This window comes from Oceanobacillus jeddahensis (genome assembly GCF_000750635.1).
GTDB lineage: Bacteria > Bacillota > Bacilli > Bacillales > Amphibacillaceae > Oceanobacillus > Oceanobacillus jeddahense.
The window spans coordinates 1,594,260-1,613,201 of record NZ_CCDM010000001.1 but is presented as its reverse complement, the minus strand read 5'-3'; the positions used below and the strand labels follow the sequence as shown (position 1 = coordinate 1,613,201).

The 18,942-nt window shown below is 37.9% G+C and carries 17 protein-coding genes; all 17 read right to left on the bottom strand.

Features of this window, described 5'->3' with window-relative positions; genetic code table 11:
• Positions 1 to 47: 47 nt before the first annotated feature.
• Positions 48 to 1,403: a PcsB-like coiled-coil domain-containing protein gene (locus BN986_RS07070; RefSeq protein WP_040978949.1), complete on the bottom strand. Its 1,356-nt coding sequence runs from the start codon at positions 1,401 to 1,403 to the stop codon at positions 48 to 50.
• Positions 1,404 to 1,649: 246 nt separating this feature from the next.
• Entirely contained in the window at positions 1,650 to 3,341 is a 1,692-nt protein-coding gene (locus tag BN986_RS07065; protein WP_052400675.1) for a DUF6044 family protein, read from the bottom strand.
• A complete protein-coding gene (gene rffA, locus BN986_RS07060; RefSeq protein ID WP_040978948.1) occupies positions 3,304 to 4,434 on the bottom strand; it encodes a dTDP-4-amino-4,6-dideoxygalactose transaminase in 1,131 nt (376 codons plus the stop codon). Before rffA ends, BN986_RS07065 begins: the two co-directional genes overlap by 38 nt.
• Before the next feature lie 4 nt (positions 4,435 to 4,438).
• Positions 4,439 to 4,795: an EamA family transporter gene (locus tag BN986_RS07055; RefSeq protein ID WP_040978947.1), complete on the bottom strand. Its 357-nt coding sequence runs from the start codon at positions 4,793 to 4,795 to the stop codon at positions 4,439 to 4,441.
• 76 nt (positions 4,796 to 4,871) lie between these two features.
• Positions 4,872 to 5,552 (bottom strand): GNAT family N-acetyltransferase, encoded by a 681-nt coding sequence (locus BN986_RS07050; RefSeq protein ID WP_040978946.1) that lies wholly within the window; start codon positions 5,550 to 5,552, stop codon positions 4,872 to 4,874.
• Positions 5,553 to 5,572: 20 nt separating this feature from the next.
• Entirely contained in the window at positions 5,573 to 6,571 is a 999-nt protein-coding gene (locus tag BN986_RS07045; RefSeq protein WP_052400674.1) for a glycosyltransferase family 2 protein, read from the bottom strand.
• Positions 6,547 to 7,575 carry a dTDP-glucose 4,6-dehydratase gene (rfbB, locus tag BN986_RS07040; RefSeq protein ID WP_040978945.1) on the bottom strand — a complete coding sequence of 343 codons (1,029 nt, stop codon included), beginning with the start codon at positions 7,573 to 7,575 and terminating at the stop codon, positions 6,547 to 6,549. Before rfbB ends, BN986_RS07045 begins: the two co-directional genes overlap by 25 nt.
• Positions 7,568 to 8,500 (bottom strand): glucose-1-phosphate thymidylyltransferase RfbA, encoded by a 933-nt coding sequence (gene rfbA / locus BN986_RS07035; protein WP_040978944.1) that lies wholly within the window; start codon positions 8,498 to 8,500, stop codon positions 7,568 to 7,570. Before rfbA ends, rfbB begins: the two co-directional genes overlap by 8 nt.
• Positions 8,501 to 9,039: 539 nt before the next feature.
• Positions 9,040 to 10,530 (bottom strand): FGGY-family carbohydrate kinase, encoded by a 1,491-nt coding sequence (locus tag BN986_RS07030; protein WP_040978943.1) that lies wholly within the window; start codon positions 10,528 to 10,530, stop codon positions 9,040 to 9,042.
• 27 nt (positions 10,531 to 10,557) lie between these two features.
• The gene (locus BN986_RS07025) at positions 10,558 to 11,607 is read right to left on the bottom strand and encodes a galactitol-1-phosphate 5-dehydrogenase (protein ID WP_040978942.1); all 1,050 of its coding nucleotides are present in this window, start codon (positions 11,605 to 11,607) and stop codon (positions 10,558 to 10,560) included.
• 3 nt (positions 11,608 to 11,610) lie between these two features.
• Positions 11,611 to 12,570, bottom strand: a complete 960-nt coding sequence (locus BN986_RS07020) for a sugar-binding transcriptional regulator (protein WP_040978941.1) — start codon at positions 12,568 to 12,570, stop codon at positions 11,611 to 11,613.
• Positions 12,571 to 12,923: 353 nt separating this feature from the next.
• Positions 12,924 to 13,691, bottom strand: coding sequence for a Cof-type HAD-IIB family hydrolase (locus BN986_RS07015; protein WP_040978940.1), 768 nt, complete (start codon positions 13,689 to 13,691; stop codon positions 12,924 to 12,926).
• 638 nt (positions 13,692 to 14,329) lie between these two features.
• Complete coding sequence (locus BN986_RS07010; protein ID WP_040978939.1) at positions 14,330 to 14,800, bottom strand: DinB family protein; 471 nt, start codon at positions 14,798 to 14,800, stop codon at positions 14,330 to 14,332.
• Positions 14,801 to 15,228: 428 nt separating this feature from the next.
• Entirely contained in the window at positions 15,229 to 16,041 is an 813-nt protein-coding gene (locus tag BN986_RS07005; RefSeq protein WP_040978938.1) for a formate/nitrite transporter family protein, read from the bottom strand.
• Between the two features lie 391 nt (positions 16,042 to 16,432).
• Positions 16,433 to 17,197, bottom strand: coding sequence for a sirohydrochlorin chelatase (locus BN986_RS07000; protein WP_074435622.1), 765 nt, complete (start codon positions 17,195 to 17,197; stop codon positions 16,433 to 16,435).
• 2 nt (positions 17,198 to 17,199) lie between these two features.
• Positions 17,200 to 18,606: a uroporphyrinogen-III C-methyltransferase gene (gene cobA / locus BN986_RS06995; protein ID WP_040978937.1), complete on the bottom strand. Its 1,407-nt coding sequence runs from the start codon at positions 18,604 to 18,606 to the stop codon at positions 17,200 to 17,202.
• A 3-nt stretch (positions 18,607 to 18,609) separates the two neighbouring features.
• Positions 18,610 to 18,927 (bottom strand): nitrite reductase small subunit NirD, encoded by a 318-nt coding sequence (nirD, locus tag BN986_RS06990; RefSeq protein ID WP_040978936.1) that lies wholly within the window; start codon positions 18,925 to 18,927, stop codon positions 18,610 to 18,612.
• Between the last annotated feature and the right edge of the window lie 15 nt (positions 18,928 to 18,942).

Below are 18,942 nucleotides of genomic sequence, written 5' to 3'. Positions count from 1 at the left end.
AAGCATGTGTTCTAAATAATATTCAGAACACATGCGTTAAATTTACATTATCTTAGTATCGTAACTTTTACATCTTTTCTACCCCAGCTAAGTGCTTGGGATTGATCCGGTACGAATACATCAATTTTATTACCATTGATTGCCCCACCAGTATCACGTGCTACAGCTACACCATAGCCTTCCACCTCTACAACACTACCAAGCGGAATAACACTAGGGTCAACTGCAATTACTTTTGCATCTGGGTTGTTCTTTAAATTATATCCAGTCGTTGTAATACCAGTACATCCACTACAATCAGCTGTATAAGCTGTGGCCGAAACTGTAAATGTTTTACCTGAGCTTTCTTCATTGCTTGAACTTTCTTCTTTTTCTTCAGGCTCTTCTTTTGGTTTGGAAGTCTCTTCTTTCGGTTCTTCTTTCGATTCTTCCTTAGCTTCTTCTTTTGGTTCTTCTTTCTCAGGCTCAGACTCTTCCGTTTTAGCAGGAGCCTCTTCTACTTTTTCTTCTTCAGGTTCATTGGTTATTCTTTTTGATGCTACACTTGTTTCTTTTTCTTGATGAACCTTGGTTTCTTCTTCCTCTTTAGCTTCTTCAGCTGCTTTTTCTTCCGCTTCTGCAAGCTTAGCTGCTTCCTCTTCTTTTGCTTTTTCTTCAGCCGCAGCAATAGCCGCTTGCGTATCAGCTTCTAAAGATGCTAGTTGTGAATCTGTAATTTCCAGCTCATCCACAAGTGCTTCTAGATCAGCTTGCTTTGTTTCCAGCTCATCTTTTTGTGCATTATTATCTGCAAGAGCCAGTTCAACATTTTCTTTTGCAGCGTTTTGCTCATCTTTTAAATCATTCAAATCATTCATTTTGTCTACTTCTTCTTCTTGCTTGTCTTCTAAAGATGCAATATCTGTTTCCTGCTGCTCAATTAATGCAGCATCCGAATCAGCAATCTTGTTAACAGCATTCGCCCTTGTGATAAAATCTTCAAAGCTTTGTGCTCCGAAAAGAACCTCTAAATAATTTACATCTCCGCCGGAATGCTGAACAGATACCATCCGGTCTTGCAATATTTCAAAACGTTGCTCTATCTTTTCTTCAAGCTCTTCCATTTCATCTTCTAATACAAAAATATCTTCTAATAAAGCATCGATCTCTTGATCTGTCTCATCAATTGCCTGTTGCTTTTCTTCTAGTTCTATTTCCGCACTTTCAATTTCTGTTTTTAACTGTTCCAACTCTTCTAATACGGAAGCAATTTGTTGTTCAGAATCAGATAATTCTGTTTTAACATCTGAACGCTGACCACGAATTTCTTCAAGATCTTCAGCAGTTTCTGCTTGAACTGGTATAATACTGGAACTCATGAAACCAACTATCATTACTATCGCTAGCAAAAATGATTTCTTCAATTCTTTTCCCCCTGTTCCTGCATCACTACTACATAGCTCTCTCTGTAAAAGGATAAGTCATCCTTTGTTATTATGCAGTTTTGTGAATCATAGGATAAATTTAACACTATATAAATTCCTAATGAAGTGTAACATCTATAGATTGCAAAGAGATTATAGAAATATTACATTTTTGTATCGTTACAAGGGAACTTTCTCCTTAAAGCCTGTCATACGAATACTTATAGATGTAATATTACAATCCAATTACAAAACAGAGTATAAATGAATTTCCCAAGGGGAATCCTGGTCTTCAAATGTTTCCTCTAGCGATAATCCGATATCTTCCGCATTTTCAATCGCTACAGCAGATAAGATGTAATCTCCTCCCAGCTCTTTCAAAGCCTCCGTATCAATAGCCAGCTCCTGAATTGGTTCATTTTTGTCTTTGGTATACATATAATCCTTACCATGCTCAGCAATATACATGTATAACCTTCCGCCCCATGTATCAAAATAGTTTTCTAATGTTGGACTCTTATCCAACTCACCAGCAATCACTTCACGGAAATCATGCTTATAATCCAATGGAAAGCTATTGTTATACGTATCTAATGTGTAGAAGCCATTATATTGCGCGATGGTCGGATGTAAACCAATACTGACTACACGGTAATCACTTGGGTCCTCTCCAATATAATTTTGGATGGATGTAAACAGATCCTCTGAATAAAACTCTTTAAATGTCGGGGTATTAACTTCCCGGTATTTAAACTCTTCCGCCTGTCCGAACAACAATATACTTTGCCAAATAATCAGTACGGCAACAAGTACTTTCCCAATCCTTTTCCATTGCCAAAAAATAAGTAAAGCAAGCGCAAAAGCAATATACCAAATCGGCGGATCCATAAAATGGATTCGTGCAAAATTAAATGTATTTAAAACGGAGATGCTCTCTTTTAATGGCTGCCAGCCTTCCCAATACCAGAAGGCGTACCAGAAGGACAAGGCTAAATTAACTAAGAACAGGGTGAAAAGCCACTTCGGCTGCCTGTTTTTAAATAGCGCAAGCAAAACAGCTAATAAAATAACCGGGATAATAATATAAGCCTGCACCGCTTCATCATGGGTATGTCCATATAAAAAGTTTTCCCATGCTAATTCATAGCTTCGTTCAAAAGTATTCCCGCTCAGCTCCAGCTCCTCTCGATGGGAAGTAAAACTCTCATCAAAAAACATGGATGTAATTAATAAGTAATCCTTCATCACAAAGATGCCTGCCATGATAGCAATGGCAGCAAAAAACGCACCATTCCATTTTTTTGTACGAATCCAGTCAATCAGCCATAGCAAACCGATGATTGCCAAAAAGAACACGAAACTGAGGACAAAATTCGCAAAAAACGGAATCAGGAACAGCAGTATCCACGCATGCTTCGGTGCTTCTGTCCGGTATTTCCGGATCATTAAAAAGACATACAATGCCAGTGGTATTCCGGCGATGGAAAGGATACCAGACGGCCAATATGGCAGCATCGCAAAAGCTAAAGAAACACCAACCGTTATCCATGGAGTTGTTTCTTTTTTCACAATAAAACGCGTTAATAATAAATACATGCCAAAAAACGCTGCAAAGCGCATAAGGCTTTGACTGATAGTATACGCTGTAATTGGTTCAAACAACACATACAGCCAAAGTGCTGCATCAAAAGCAGATGGTAAAGTACTCCTCGGCAGCCCATCTATCGCATACGGCAAAGCTTCATCTGTTAATGTAAAAATAGATCCGCTCTCAGCAAGCACTTTATACCAGACAATATTAGAGTCCATGTTGTCATGGACTCTAATATGTACATCTTCACCATAAATCACATAAGGGGACAGATAGGCAAGTAAAACCAGACAGCCTACCCATATCCATTTATTGTGCATAAAATTGCTGAATGCTTTGAATGACATATTCCACATCCCCTTTACTTATTCCATAGTAAAGTGGTAACCGTACTAAACGTTCACTTTCTATCGTTGTGTATCTGTCTTCTCCTGAGAAGACGCCGCATTGCTTTCCTGCGACAGATGAATGCAGCGGAACATAATGTGTTGCCGTTACAATGTTACGTTGCTTTAAATATTGAATTAACTGCCCCCGAACGTCTAAATTTCTTGTTTTCATAAAGAAAATATGTCCATTGAATGCTCTGTCTTCTGGGATAAAAGGAAGCTCCAGCTCTCCTGCATCAGCAAGATTAGCCAATCCCTCCTGATACATTTTCCATGTTCCAAGACGATTTTCATTAATTTCTTCAGCATGTTCCAGCTGAACAGACAAATAAGCAGCATTCAGTTCGCTGAGCAGATAGGAGGAACCAATATCTCTCCACGAGTATTTATCCACTTCCCCACGAATAAATTGAGAACGGTCTGTTCCTTTCTCTTGAATCATTTCTGCACGCTCTATAAAAGAAGGATCATTAATATATAATGCCCCTCCTTCCCCGCAAACATAATTTTTTGTTTCATGGAAGCTGAGTGTCCCCAGATGTCCGATTGTTCCCAAGGCCTTACCTTTGTAAAAACTCATTAACCCCTGAGCTGCATCCTCCACAACCCACAGACGATGTTTTTCAGCAAGTTCCATAATGCTGTCCATATCACAGGAAACACCAGCATAATGAACAACAACAATAACTTTTGTTTTTTCTGTTATTGCTGCTGCAATTTGTTCTGGATCGACATTCATTGTCCCTGGTTCGACATCTACAAAAACAATTTTCGCGCCTCGCAGGGCAAACGCATTTGCTGTCGAAACAAAGGTGTAGGAAGGCATGATGACTTCATCTCCTTCTTCTACCTCTGTCAGTAATGCTGCCATTTCCAATGCTGCTGTGCAGGAAGGGGTGAGCATGGCTTTTTGGACATGCATCTTTTCTTCCAACCAGTTAATACATTTCTTTCCGTAAGCACCGTTTCCTGATAACTTCTTTTTTTCGATTGCATCACGTATTGCTGTATCTTCTTTTCCTATATAACATGGTACATTGAATGGTATCATGGGATCACCTCATTATCAGAATACCTATCACGACAAAAGCAAAGCCGATGATTTTCTGTGTACTTATTGGTTCTCCAAATAAAAGAACCGATAAAATAAAAACGAGAACAAAAGAAAGACTCATAAATGGATAAGCATAGCTGATATCAAATTTAGTCATCGCTGCCATCCAGCTCAATGCCGCTAAAAAAGCCGCAAGAAATCCGGAGAGTATCCAAGGGTTCCAGACGAGTTGAAATAAAAATAGAAATTTATCAAAAAGCCCATCTGGCAACTCTCCCTGCCGATCCATTGTCCACTTAATAATTAACTGTCCATAAACAGTAAACAAAATGGTTCCAGCAATATAAAAATAGCCCAAACCTCTCTCCCCCTGACGTTCCTATGTGTATTTCTATAACGATAATTCGTGAGTTAGATCAATGGATGTATGTTTTTTAATAGAAGGAACCATTCACCTTATGATATATGTCCTTCCCAGCCCGCAATCGGAAGCCCAGGCCAATAAAAACATTTAATGAAGCTGGGTTGCTGGGAGAAATCGATGTAATCAATTGATCTTTACCTGTCCGCTCAAATTGCTCTTTGACACAAGCAGCTGCAAAAGGCCTAGCAAACCCTTGCCCACGTATATCTTTATGCATCGCTAAAAGCAGAATATTTTCTTCCTGATAGGCAAAGAAACCTTTCACACTTCCATCTTGTTTATAAGCAAGAATCAGCTTCTGATCGATTAAGTCTTTTACCCAATTTCGATAGCGGAGATCAGCCATCTCATTTGGAACTTGAAAATCACGGTGATATCTGCCTCCTTGAAATGCTTCTTCGGCAATCGTTAAAATGTCATCTGCATCATAATTTTCATGGAAGAAAACATCCCCTGCTTCTTCTTCCAAAAATTTATCACGGTAACAGTAAGGCTCCATTAATGTATCAGCATAATAAAACCCGTATTTTTGCAGTAACGCCTTATCGTCCAGCGGGTCTACTTTAACACTAAAATGGCCCTCAACATCTGTTGCCGCCTGCAATGCCGCTTCACTATACTCGGTTAATTGAAAAGTTGGTAATGGAAAATTTCGACTATCCCAAGGTGTCGGTTTTAAATATTCATTCATTTTCTTCTTCCTCTCTCTAACTACCACAGATTGTAGACATTCTTAGTAGAAGTTTCTTTTTCCATGGATTCCTTTTTTGGAACTTCCCCTTTTATATCTTTAATTAAATAAATTGGACGGTTCTTCGCTTCGTTGAAAATTTTCCCAAGATAGAGACCAATGATTCCAAGCTGGAAGAATAGTAAACCGCCAATAAAGAAGATCGATACCATCACACTGGTCCAGCCTTGAACAGTCTCATCCAAAAAGAAGTAGCGGGAAAATAAATATAACGCATAGATAAACGAAGCAAACGCCATCAAAAAGCCTACACCAATTGAAAGACGAAGTGGTTTATTCGACTGGGAAACAATTGCATCTGTTGCTAGAGCAAATAATTTTTTTAATTGGTAAGATGACTTCCCTTCTTTTCTCGAATCATGCTGCACCTCTATTTTTGTTTGTTGATATCCCATCCATTGAATGAAGAAAGGAAAATAACGATTTTGCTCACGCAGTGTCCGAAAACTTTCTACTACTTTTTTTCGAGAAATGCTATAATTAGCAATCGATGCGTCCGTCTTTTTCCCAGTAAAATAATCATAGACTTTATAAAAAGCTTTAGACGATAGCTTTTTTAAATTCCGATCGCGTCTTTGCATACGTTGTGCAAAAACAACATCATACCCGTCCTGAGCTCGTTCATATAGCGAAGTGATTTCTTCCGGACGATCCTGTAGGTCACAATCCATTACAACCACCCAATCCCCAGATGTAAAATCAAGTCCCGCTGTGATAGCATGGTGTTGCCCAAAATTACGGGATAAATTAATTCCTTTTATTTTTTTATCTTTTTGATGAAGTTTAAGAATTGTTTCCCAGGCATGATCCGGGCTCGCATCATTTACCATAATAATTTCATAATCTGCTGGAATGGACTGGATAGTTTGAATAATGCGATCCGCGAGCTCAACAAGGCAGCGTTCACAGCCATAGACCGGGATGACAACTGAAATCAAATCAGTACGTTTGTTTTCCATTTTGATACATACCATTCCACAGTTTTTCTCAGTCCATCCTCTAAATTAACTTGCGGACGCCAGCCTAGTTCATTTTGAATTTTACTTGCATCAATGGCATACCTTTTATCATGCCCTTTCCGATCTGCCACATAGGTAATCAAATCAGAAAAATGCTCTAAATTATATTTTTTCAGTAAATCTGGTTTTTGCTCATCTAATAAATAACAAACAGCATGGGTGATGGCGATATTTTCTTGTTCATTATTTCCACCAACATTATAGGTTTCCATCGTTTTACCCTGGTGATAAATCATATCAATTGCCCTGCAGTGGTCCTCGACAAATAGCCAATCACGGATGTTCTTTCCATCCCCGTAAATAGGTATCGGCTCATTTGCCAAAGCCTGCCGGATAATGGTGGGCAGAAGCTTCTCGTCATGCTGTCTTGGACCATAATTATTCGAGCAGGAGGAAATAATCACATTCATTCCATACGTATGACCAAAGCTTTTTACTAAAAAGTTCGCACCAGCTTTCGATGCGCTGTATGGATTTCTTGGATCATAGGGCGTATCCTCTGTAAATTTTCCAGATTCACCTAATGAGCCATAGATTTCATCCGTTGATATATGGTGAAATCTGCGCTCACCAAGTTCCCCTTTTTCCTCCCAATCTGCTCTCGCCGCCTGCAAAAGATTTAGCGTACCAACAACATTCGTGTCAATGAATGGGCTCGCATCATGAATAGAACGGTCTACATGGGATTCTGCGGCAAAATGAATAACTCCTTCAATATCATATTCTTTGAAAATCGCTGCTACTGTTTTCATATCCGCAATATCACCCTGGATAAAGTGATAATTCCCGTTATCCTCAGCTTCTGTTAAGTTAGTTAAGGAGCCGGCATAGGTTAGTTTATCGATATTAACCAACTGCTTTTCGGGATACTTCTGCTGATAATAATGGATAAAGTTGGAACCGATAAAACCAGCTCCGCCTGTAATTAAGATCGTCTTACTCATTTTCGACCAGTCCTAACATTGGATGATGATCGATGGTGTCCCAGTATTGCTGGCTATGCTTCCGATTTGCAATTTCCATTAAATATTGACCATAATCGGTTTTCTCCATCGATTTTCCTTTTTCATGAAGTACTTCTCGAGAAATATATCCCAAATAGAAAGCAATTTCCTCCAGACAAGCAATTTTGAACCCTTGGCGCTGCTGAGTTGTTTTAATAAATTCAGCTGCATCAAATAAGGATTCTTGTGTTCCTGCATCCATCCATGCAAAACCTCTGCCTAATAATTCAACATGAAGTTGATTCCATTTTAAATATTCTTTATTTAAATCTGTAATTTCTAACTCACCACGTTCAGAAGGTTTGAGCTTTTTGGCAATTTGAACCGCTCTGGAATCATAAATATACAATCCAGTTACGGCAAAATCTGACTTCGGATCTTCCGGCTTTTCCTCTATGGAAATCGCTTTTTGATGATGATCAAATTCAACCACCCCAAAACGTTCTGCATCTTTGACACGATATCCAAAAACAGTTGCATGCTTATGATTTTTTATTGCGTTCCGCAATAATGTCGTGAATCCTTGGCCAAAGAAGATATTATCCGCAAGAATCAACGTAACATCGTCTTTCCCAATGAAATCTTCAGCCAGAATAAAAGCTTCAGGGATTCCTTTTGGTTCTGTTTGTTCTTGATAGGCAATTTGAATACCTAATGCAGATCCATCTCCTAATAACATCTCAAAACGAGCGATATCTTCCGGTGTACTAATAATCATTACTTCTTTAATACCGCCGAGCATCAAGACAGATAACGGGTAATAAATCATCGGCTTATCATAAACGGGCAGCAGGTGCTTGTTCATACTATCCGTACTCGGAGACAGACGTGTTCCACTTCCTCCAGCCAGAATAATTCCTTTCATGATACACACCCTCCATCGTAATAAAATTTATTTTAGTTTTAAAACATAGGTCATCTTATTATCTACATTATTCCTTTTAAAACCCATTTGTAAACTTACATTCTTGTTTCAAATTTATTTCGATAATAGAAAAGCTGTCTCAGATTTACCATGAAATTGCCACAATTGGGAGAGAAGACATAAAAATAGCAGAAAAACCAAGTAAATAATTAGTAAATTTCACTTGATTTTCCTGCTGCTTTATTTATATTAACTTTTGAAAAACGAAATGACTTGTCTGCTTGTCACAGTTCGTGCTTAAGGCAATATACAGAAACTTATATAAAAAGTCTTGTCTTTCAAGTTTAACGTTTAATTTGATACACCCTTGATTATTAACAACCTCTTTATAAACAGCCAGTTCCTTTTTTATCATTATTTGATGGCATTTCTTTTTAATGAATTGAATAATAGTTTCCCAGTATAACTAACATAACTAGTATAGTCCGTTTATAACTACTGTACCTATATCATCCATCATCCTACTACACGACCTTTTCCTAGGATATTTTTAGAGCTTTATAAAGCTCTAAATATTCCTTAAATGGTTCAACATAGGCTTTCGTATTTTCGCTATCTGGATATACTGTTTCTTTTTCATGAACCATGTTGTCAGCTGCCTCTTCTAAAGAGTTATACGATTCACTACCTACTGCTCCTAAAACAGCACACCCTAGAATGGTTCCATAATTTGTATTTTCATTGATTGTAAATTCTTTTCCTGTTGCATCAGCAATAATTTGCATCCAAACTTTATCTTGTGTCACTCCTCCAGTTCCAACCACCTTATTAATTGGGACACCACTTTGCTCAAAGTTTTCAATAATATTTTTAAATCCAAAAGCAACCGCTTCCATAATTGCACGATGCAAATGCGCCCTGCTATGATTCAAGGTTAAACCATGAAATGAGCCTGTTGCATAATTATCCTTGTAGGGTGTACGATTACCTTGGAAGAAGTCCAGTGCACGAATCCCATCTGCACCAACCGGTATGTTTCGGGCTTCTTCCTGCATCTTGTTAAATGCTTCCCCATCATGTAAATTAAAAATATTTTGATACCATTTAATAATTGAGCCTGCAGATATTTGTCCAGCTTCTAACAGCGTCAAGCCTGGTATCATTGCTCCCTTATAAGGTCCCCATATCCCCTTAACCGGTAAATCTTTATCTGTAAATAATAATTGTACAAAACTCGTACCCATAATTGCAGCCATTTTCCCAGGAGCAACAACCCCCATTCCAAGCATACCAATGTGTGCATCAATCCCACCCTGAATAACTGGAATAGTGTTCAAACCAAATTCATTCGCAAATGATTTATTCAAACTACCAACCTGCTCCCCCATTGGTATTACATTGGTAATCATTTTATCGCGAAAGTCTTCCAAGCCAATTAAGGTCATATACTCCTCATTAAATGCTTCATCCTCTACATAATTCCATTTACATACTGCATTTACTTTGCTAGCAGCCCAATTTCCTGTCAACTTATGATTGATAAAATCAATTTGCTCAACAATTTTATCCGCTTTTTCATAAATCTCCCGATTATTTTCCTTAATCCACAATAATTTTGGAATAAACCATTCTGGTGATACAGCGTCACCACAATAACCTAACACAGAATGACTTGTATCATTAATTCGTTTGGCCTGCTCTTTTGAACGAATATCCATCCACATCATTGCTTCATCAAGCGCATTCCCAGTTTCGTCAACAGGTAGTACTGTTGAGGAGGTTGCACAAATTGAAATAGCTTTAATACGTTTTTTCTCTTCTGCTGAATAATCCCCAATAACTACTGTTAAAGCTTTTTTAAAACCCTTCCACCAGTCTGCACTATCTTGAACAGCGTATCCTGATTTTGGATAGTCAATCGAATACTTGACTTCATTAGAAGAAATTATTTTTCCCTCTCGATTGACTACACCAACACGAACTCCCTGGGTACCAAAATCAGCACCTAAAAACAAATCATTTTTATTCATTTTTTCTTCCCCCCTTAAATGAAAATCTTACTCCCCATGCGGGTAAAACATAATTTTATTAAAATGAAATGGTTCTTTATCAATTTTGCGGAATACTTCTGGCACATCATCAAGCTCTAAGCGATGCGTAATTAATTTATCTGGATTTAACTTACCTTCTTCCATCAGTCGAACAGATTCTGTCCATTCCTTACCTGGAAATGGATTAGAAAAGGAATTCCAGCTGCCAATAATGGAAAGCTGTCCTCTTAAAATTTTGTTAATGGCATCGTTTGGAATATCAAGATTACCATTATTGATTCCAAGGTAAACGATCCTTCCCATTTTTGCAGCTACTTGTACAGCCTGTACTTGGGCAATGGCAGCACCAGACATTTCTAAAACAGCTGTAGTACCATCTCCATTTGTATATTCTTTTATTTTTTCAATAACACTCTCATTACCTGAATTAATAAGATAGTCTGCTCCACAAGATTTAGCAGTTTCTAACTTCTCTGTATTAATATCAACAGCAATAATCTTCGTAATACCGATTGCTTTTGCATATTGAATAGCAAAGAGACCGATAGCCCCCATTCCAAATACTGTCAATGTATCTTCTTTTCCAATATCTCCTCTAAAGAATGCATGAATTGCATTTGCAGCTGGATCTACTGTTGCTCCCCAATCAAATGGTGTTGTTTTATTTAGCTTCAATAGATTTTCAGCCTTCACAGCTAGGTACTCTGCAAACGCACCATCATTTCTTGAGCCATAATATTTATAATCCTCACATAAAGAATATAATCCTTGTTCACACCATTCACATTGGTTACATGGAATTAGTGGTGCAACAGCTGCTCTATCAGAAACCTCCCAACCAGTTACCTCTTTACCTACTTCAATCACTTCACCAGCAAATTCATGACCAGGGATTACTGGCAATACATGTGGACCCTTGTGATTAATACGTGGAATATCAGATCCACAGACTCCTACTGCCATAATTTTCAGTAATACTTCATCGTCTTGAGGTGCAGGTTTTTCTACTTCATTAACGCGTAAATCTTTCACAGCAAACATCTGAACTGCTTTCATCTTTTAAACTCCTTCCTTTCTATACAGGTTTAATACTTCCTTAGCTGTTATTTCATCAGTAAATAATGTATTGGTATATCCCCCCTTTAAAGAGGCTAAAATAGCTTCTGCTTTCTCTTTACCAATAGCAACACAGATACTATTCTTCTTTTCTTTGATCTCCTCCAAACTGATACCTATCACTCTATCGTATAATTCTCCTTCTGCATGTTCTCCATTATTTTTTATATATCTGGAGCATATATCACCAACAAATCCTTGTTTTCGCAAATTCTCATAATCTCCTTCTGTAAAATAACCTGCTTTTACAAGTACAGAATCTTTATTTACAAACCCCACACTATAAATAACAGTATCTGTTTCTTCTATTAAACGGAAGATTTCATTAATCTTAGAATCTTGTTTAATAATTCCTGCAATATGCGAATTATCTACAAAAGAGGGAACCTGTAAAAAATGCCATGTAGCTCCATAATTTTTAGCAAATTTGATTAACATTTGATCACTTAATGTGGAAACATTCCGATTGGATACACCTCCATTTAACAAAACAAATTTAACATCTTTTTTCGCAGCTGGATCAAGATTTTCTGACATATAAGTCATCGTCTTCCCCCATGAAACGCCAACTATCTCCCCATCTGAAATAATTTCATTCAAATAAGAGGAGAGCCCATCTGATACGTTTGAAAACGTAATCCTCTCATCTGTCTTATCTGATTCTGCAACAAATATATGCTTTAGTTGAAATATCTCCTGAAGCTCATTTTGTAAATTTTCGTCTGTTACAGATGGGAAATTTAAATTGAACGTAACATATCCAAGTTCTCTTGCCTTATTAATGAGTCTGGAGACCGTTGACTTGGAAATTTGTTCACTTGCTGCAATTTCATCCTGCTTCATATCTAATAGGTAATATTTTTTTGCTACTCGCATTAATTGACTTAAATTTTCATTTGACATATAATCCCTCTCCATTTGATGAAATTAATTTCAAAGATAAAATATTAATTTCATGATTATTGTATAATAGATTTCTTGGTTTGTCTATAAACCGCTTTCATCATTTTGATAATCTATATAACTACCTATCTATAAATAATTTATTACAGTATAACTGGGTGGGACCAGGCCTCGGTTACTCGTCCCAACGTAAAGAGTTGTGCTCCCAAAATCCCGACTGAAGGAAGCTTCACTTTATATAAGTTTCATAGTATTGAAATATAATCGTTTTTCTTACGCTTTCCTAACGTAAAAAATCCTTTATCTACAATTGCTTTTAACAATCATGATAAAGGATTCTCCCTATTACTTACCTAGATTAAATGATAATGCCGTAATCCTTGAACAATACCATTATTCAGGTTCGTTTCTGTAACGTATGATGCTTTTTCCTTCAATTCTTCTACTGCATTTCCCATTGCTACAGGATAGTCAACCAAATCAAACATTTCCAAATCATTCAGACCATCACCAAAAGCATATGTAGGTATTTGCTGTAATTGCAGTTTTTCCATTAACGTTTTAATTCCTGTCGCTTTAGAGCTGCCTTTCGAAAATACATCAATACTGTACGGTCCGTTTCTGACAAATTCCAGTTCTGGAAAGGCCTCTTTATACTCTTCATCACCAATATTGCATAATACCAATGCCATATATACAGGATCTTTTATGTACATTTCACCATCAATCGGCGGTACATCTGAGCGAATACGCTCGAAACACTTTTTCGCCATATCATCATGGCCGGTGATACGTATTTTTTCATTATTATAAAATGCCAGCTCCTCATCACGAGATAGAACCATCTGTTTTAAATTTATTAATATATTATTGTCAATTTGTTTATGAAAAATAATTTCATTATCGAAAATACCATGTTGTCCATTCATGGAAATAATAGAATTAATTCCTGTTTTTTCAAGTATATCTTCAATTTCAATAACGGTTCTTCCACTGGCAATAATCGGCATATAGCCATTTTCCTGCAACTGTTTCACAGCTTTAATTTCTGTTTCACCTACATCAGAATATTCATTTAATAATGTACCATCCAAGTCAAAAAATACTAATCCCTTCAACATTTATCTACTGCCTTTCTTTTTATGCTATTTATCATCATACTACATTTTTTACGTTTTACAATGAGTAAGTGCTCCATTTAATATAAATTATATGTCTCACAAGCAACCATAACAGATTATTACCGACTATAAGTAAAAACTACACTTATCCATGTGTAAATTTACTTATTTCTGATAAAATCAACATAAAATGAAACTTCATTCAGTGAGAGGTAGCGCCCGTTATCTCCTGCCTAAATAAATTTATTTTCGCTCTTTATTTTGAGGCGGGAATTTTACGGGCGGTTCTCCGTGATAAATCGTGGGGAAAAGAGCCAAAAAAGACATTGCGATTCTCTAAAACAGGAAATCCGCATATGGAAAAATTATATTCAATACATTATATTAAACAATCAAAATAAGAACAAAGAAAAGTGAATCTTTATTCAGAGTACTTGATCATATTGAAGTCTATACCTTATTCACCAATACTTATGGATAGATAGCAAAAGAAAAACTGCGGATCCAAAGGAGCTTTTGCCAAAGATCTCTACGTCCTTGCGGGAACGTTGAAGGCAGCATCTCCTTATGCTAGTAAAAGACGAGCAATTATCCGAGTTTTTCTCATTCAATTCATTTATTTATCGTTGAATTTCTGTTTACCTCTCTTTTGGAAGACATTTTCTAATATCCATAATTGCCTGCAGATGCATTCCTTCGTGAAACACCGTCCGCATTAAAACTTGTTCGATTGTATACATTCCCATTTCAGTCGGGGCAAATTCCTCTTTCAATCGATGTTGATACTGCTTTTTAATCACATCAGGCTGTTCTTTTAATAAGCTCTTCAACGCTTCAAAGGTTGGTGTTTCCGAAGTAAAGTCCTTTGGTGATGTTCCAAAACCAAACCATTGGTTAAAATACTTCGTGGCCTCAGAGGTTTCTTTGGTCAACACCTCTATCCACAGAAATTGATCCAAATAAATATGTCCGAGATTCCAGCGGATATTATTATTAAAATTTGCTGGTACGATTTCTGCCTGCTCTTTCGAAAGCCCTTCTACTGCCATCAACACATTAGTCCGATAAGCAGAAAGCTGGTTAAACAACACTTTCTGTTCTTTGCTCATTGTTATCTCCCCTTTTTTTAGTAGGTATTCAAACCCGTTGCTTATGTCCTCTCTTTAAATTATTTCTACATCTATGAGATAACTCCTGCTATGATCATAACTTCAGGAAAAATTTCATATATAAAACGAAACTTCATTCAGTGGGAGTTTTCGACGCACAACTCTTTACGATGGGACGAGTAATCGCAAAAGCTCTTCGATGGGACGAGTAATCGCAGTCCCAGTCCCAGGACGTCGCGAACTTAGTCTGCTTCCTTCATTCTCCCACTGAATTAGCCTTAGTGATTCAGGGAGTTAGCGCCCGTTATCTCCCGCCTAAATAAATTTATTTTCTCTCTTTATTTTGTGGCGGGAGTTTTACGGGCGCTTCTCCGTGACAAAAGGTACGACGCTTACCTTAAATAGAGCTCCGCACCTTTTCCTGCCATCTACGCTTCCTTCTTATATTTCTTATCTGCAGTTGAATGTAATTTGGATGTTTTCTCCGTTATTCCATACCAATATGCTGCTCCAATGAAAACTGCTCCACCGACAATATTTCCCAGTGATACCGGGATTAAGTTTGCAGCAAGACCTGCAAAAGAGATGGTTTCCGGATGCGGAATCATTAAAGCAGTTGACAACAAGGTCATGTTTGCCACACTATGTTCAAATCCAGATGTGATAAAAGCAAATAAACACCAGAAAATTATAATGAGCTTCGCCGTTTCATCCTTTAGCTTAACAGAGCACCAGACTGCCAGACAGACTAGAATATTACACAGGATACCACGAACAAAAAGCTCCATAAATGGTCCGTTCATCTTGGAGCTTGCAGAAGAAATAATAAAATCTGCCGTTCCTCCCGTAGCCAGTCCGGAATAAAAGAATAATCCAGCTACAACAATAGCCCCGGCAAAGTTACCAAAATAACTGAACCCCCATATCCGCAACACGTCTAAAACCCTTGTTTTTTTTGTTAAAAAGCCAATCGTCATAATCATATTATTCCCCGTAAACAAATCAGAACCAGCCATAATGACCAGACTCAAAGCGATTCCAAAGGAAACACCCATCACAATCGATGTTCCAGCAAACTCTGTTGGAGCAAGCGTTCCGCCGATAGTAAAAATTAATATGATTCCAAGACCGACAAAAAATCCTGCCAGCATCGTCATGATGAGATACTTGCTTTTACTATGATTTAATTGTTTCACCTTGGAAACAGCTGCGTTACTGAAAGTAGTTATGGTCTCCATCATTTTTTATTCCTCCTCTTTGCATAACGTTCTATTGCATTCTCAGGTTGGCTTCAATCCTGTTATTCCAGTTCCTCTTTCAACTCTTTAGTGAGTACTGGCTATCGTCTGAGACGGAAAGCTCCACAGTCAATTCTCCCTATCTGAGTCTTGTAAGTTAGATTGTTCATTCTGACTCGTATCATGGACCTATTGATTATCTGCTGCAAATTGACAAGCATACGTATTGACCGCTTCATTATCCGTTGCCGCAAATATGAGATGTGCTCCCCTTATATTTTTGCTTCAAATTTTTTCTGCTTCCACACACGATCATGCATTTTAAATAGCTTCTCTCAAACCCCTGAATGGATCACTGTCATTTCACCCCCCCGCTTCTATCAGTCCTTTTGCTTTACGCAAAGCTGTTTTCCCGCTTAGCTTTATCATTACCGGATACAGCTTCTCCATCACAAGCTTCCTCTATTCGTTTAATTAACGCTTTTTTCATCAGCGCATCAAATTCTAAATTTGGACAGATAGCAAACGTATCCTTGGAGGAGAAAACTGTCTCTTTTATTTTTTCAAGCAGCAAACCTGTAAATAACAAATATGGCATGACATAGACTTTTTTGTATCGGTAGGGAAGGAATGCCATTGCTTCCTCCAGACTAGGTTTACCAAGCTTCAAAAAAGCGGAATACACAGGAATATCTAATTTCCGTTCCACTTGTTTTCCAATTTGTTGCAATTCCTGAATAGGGCTGAGATGGCTGCTTCCTCTGCCAACAAGCAAAATCGCTGTATTTTTTTCATGCTTTTCAGCTTGAATACGTTTCACTACGAGGTCCACCATATATGGATGTGTCCCAAAAGGTTCTGTCATTTTAAACGAAATAAAAGGATATTTCTTTTGCACAGCACGTAATTCTTCCGGAATATCCAATTTATGGTGAAGTGCTGAAAAAAGAAGGACAGGAACAATTAAAAATCGTTTTGCTCCCTGGGCTATTAAGTTTTCAAGAGCTTCCGCAATGGTTGGATTGGTTAATTCCAAAAATGCGATTTCCTGCTTTGGGCAAGCAACTTCCTCCATAACCGATTCTATAAATCTCTTAAATTGTGCATTTCCTTCTTCCCGACGACTTCCATGACCGATGTAAATCACTGCATCAAACATGTTCATCCCTCCAATTCCATTCGTTTCAATTCCGACTGAACTGCTTCATCAACTGTACAGAAACCTTGCTTCACCGCATATTCCTTCACAGACTCTCCCATGTATGCAAACTTAATATCCAATAAATGCTGCATCCCAAGCTTTTTTATCTCATTTGTAAAGCTTATCACCGCTGCTTTATTTGGAAAAATAACCGTTTCCCAATCATCTTCAGCCAGCATTCGTGCATTAATTTCATCAAAACGTTCATCAACCTGCCATTCATGCGTACAATAGGATTCTTTTGCATGATTTAGATCTATTTTTGAGCCAATCACGATGGAGGAGACATCAACATTTTGTGCTTTCGTTGCTGTAATTCCTCTCGCAGCTAATGCTTTTCTTGTCTTTTCCGTCTGATATTTTATGCTGCGCGGCAGATCACGAATATCATATTGCGCTTGACTGAATTGATGAAAAAGAATATCGACACTTGCTGAATCTGTAAAAACAAGCCGATCTCCTTGGATGATTGTTTTTAATGCTTCTTTTGTAAACGAATAAACCTTTTGTTTAAGAACTGGAAAAGAATAAGCTTCTGCTCCATGTTCTGTAAAGTACTCTTCCAAAGTAAACGGACTTCCAGACGCTTTAGCAATAAGCATTTTTCTTCCGCTAAACTTTTTCTTATCAAACCAGCTAAGCTTCTCTCTAAGTCCCACAACCTCGCCGACAATCATCATCGCCGGGCTTTGAATACGCCCATTTTCAATCGTGGCTTGAATCGTCTCCAATGTTCCTTCCGCTACTTTTTGTTTCCCTAAAGTACCCCATTGGATGATAGCCACTTTGGTATCCGCTGGTTTCCCCTGATTAATTAATTCTCTGCAATTAACCAGCATTTTTTTCATCCCCATATAATAAGCAATTGTATCTCCCAAAAACTGTCCATCATCATGCAAATTAGCATTATTTTCACAAGTATGTCCTGTTCTGAGTGTCAAGCTGGTGCTGTAATCACGATGCGTAACGGGAATTCCGGCATAGGCCGCTGCTGCAACGCTGGAGGTGACACCCGGAGTAATATCAAATGCAATATGATTTGCTGCAAGCTCTTCCGCTTCCTCACCAACTCTTCCAAAAACAGAAGGATCGCCTCCTTTTAAACGGACGACATAACAGCCCTTACCGGCAAATTGCACAAGCAGTTTATTTATCTTCTCCTGCCGCATCGTATGTCTCTCTGGCAGTTTACCGCAATAAATAAAGTGACAGGTTTCTTTCGCATAACGCAGCAATCTCGGATTAGCAAGACGATCATATAAAATAACATCCGCTTCTTTTAAACATTGCAGCCCTTTTTTCGTCACCAGCCCTGTATCTCCAGGGCCAGCACCGACAAATGAGACAAAACCTTTTTGCGTTTCCATAAGCTACACCGTGATGTGTACATAACCATCGATAACTTCTGTTTCATACGTTGTTACACAACCATCATCCGGTTTTTGTACTTCTCCAGTGACCAGTGAAATTTTCCGGTTATGGAGCGGGCAAAAAACAAATTCTCCAGAGACAATTCCTTCCGCTAAAGGCCCTCCAGCGTGCGGGCATCTGCTTCCGATCGCCTGAACGTCTCCATTGCTCAAGTGAAAAAGAGCAATAGACGTTCCGTTTACATGGACTTCTTTTCCAATTTGCTTTGGTAAGTCTTCCAATTTAATAATTTTTATTCTTTCTTTATTTGCTTCCATGATAAAAACCTCCCT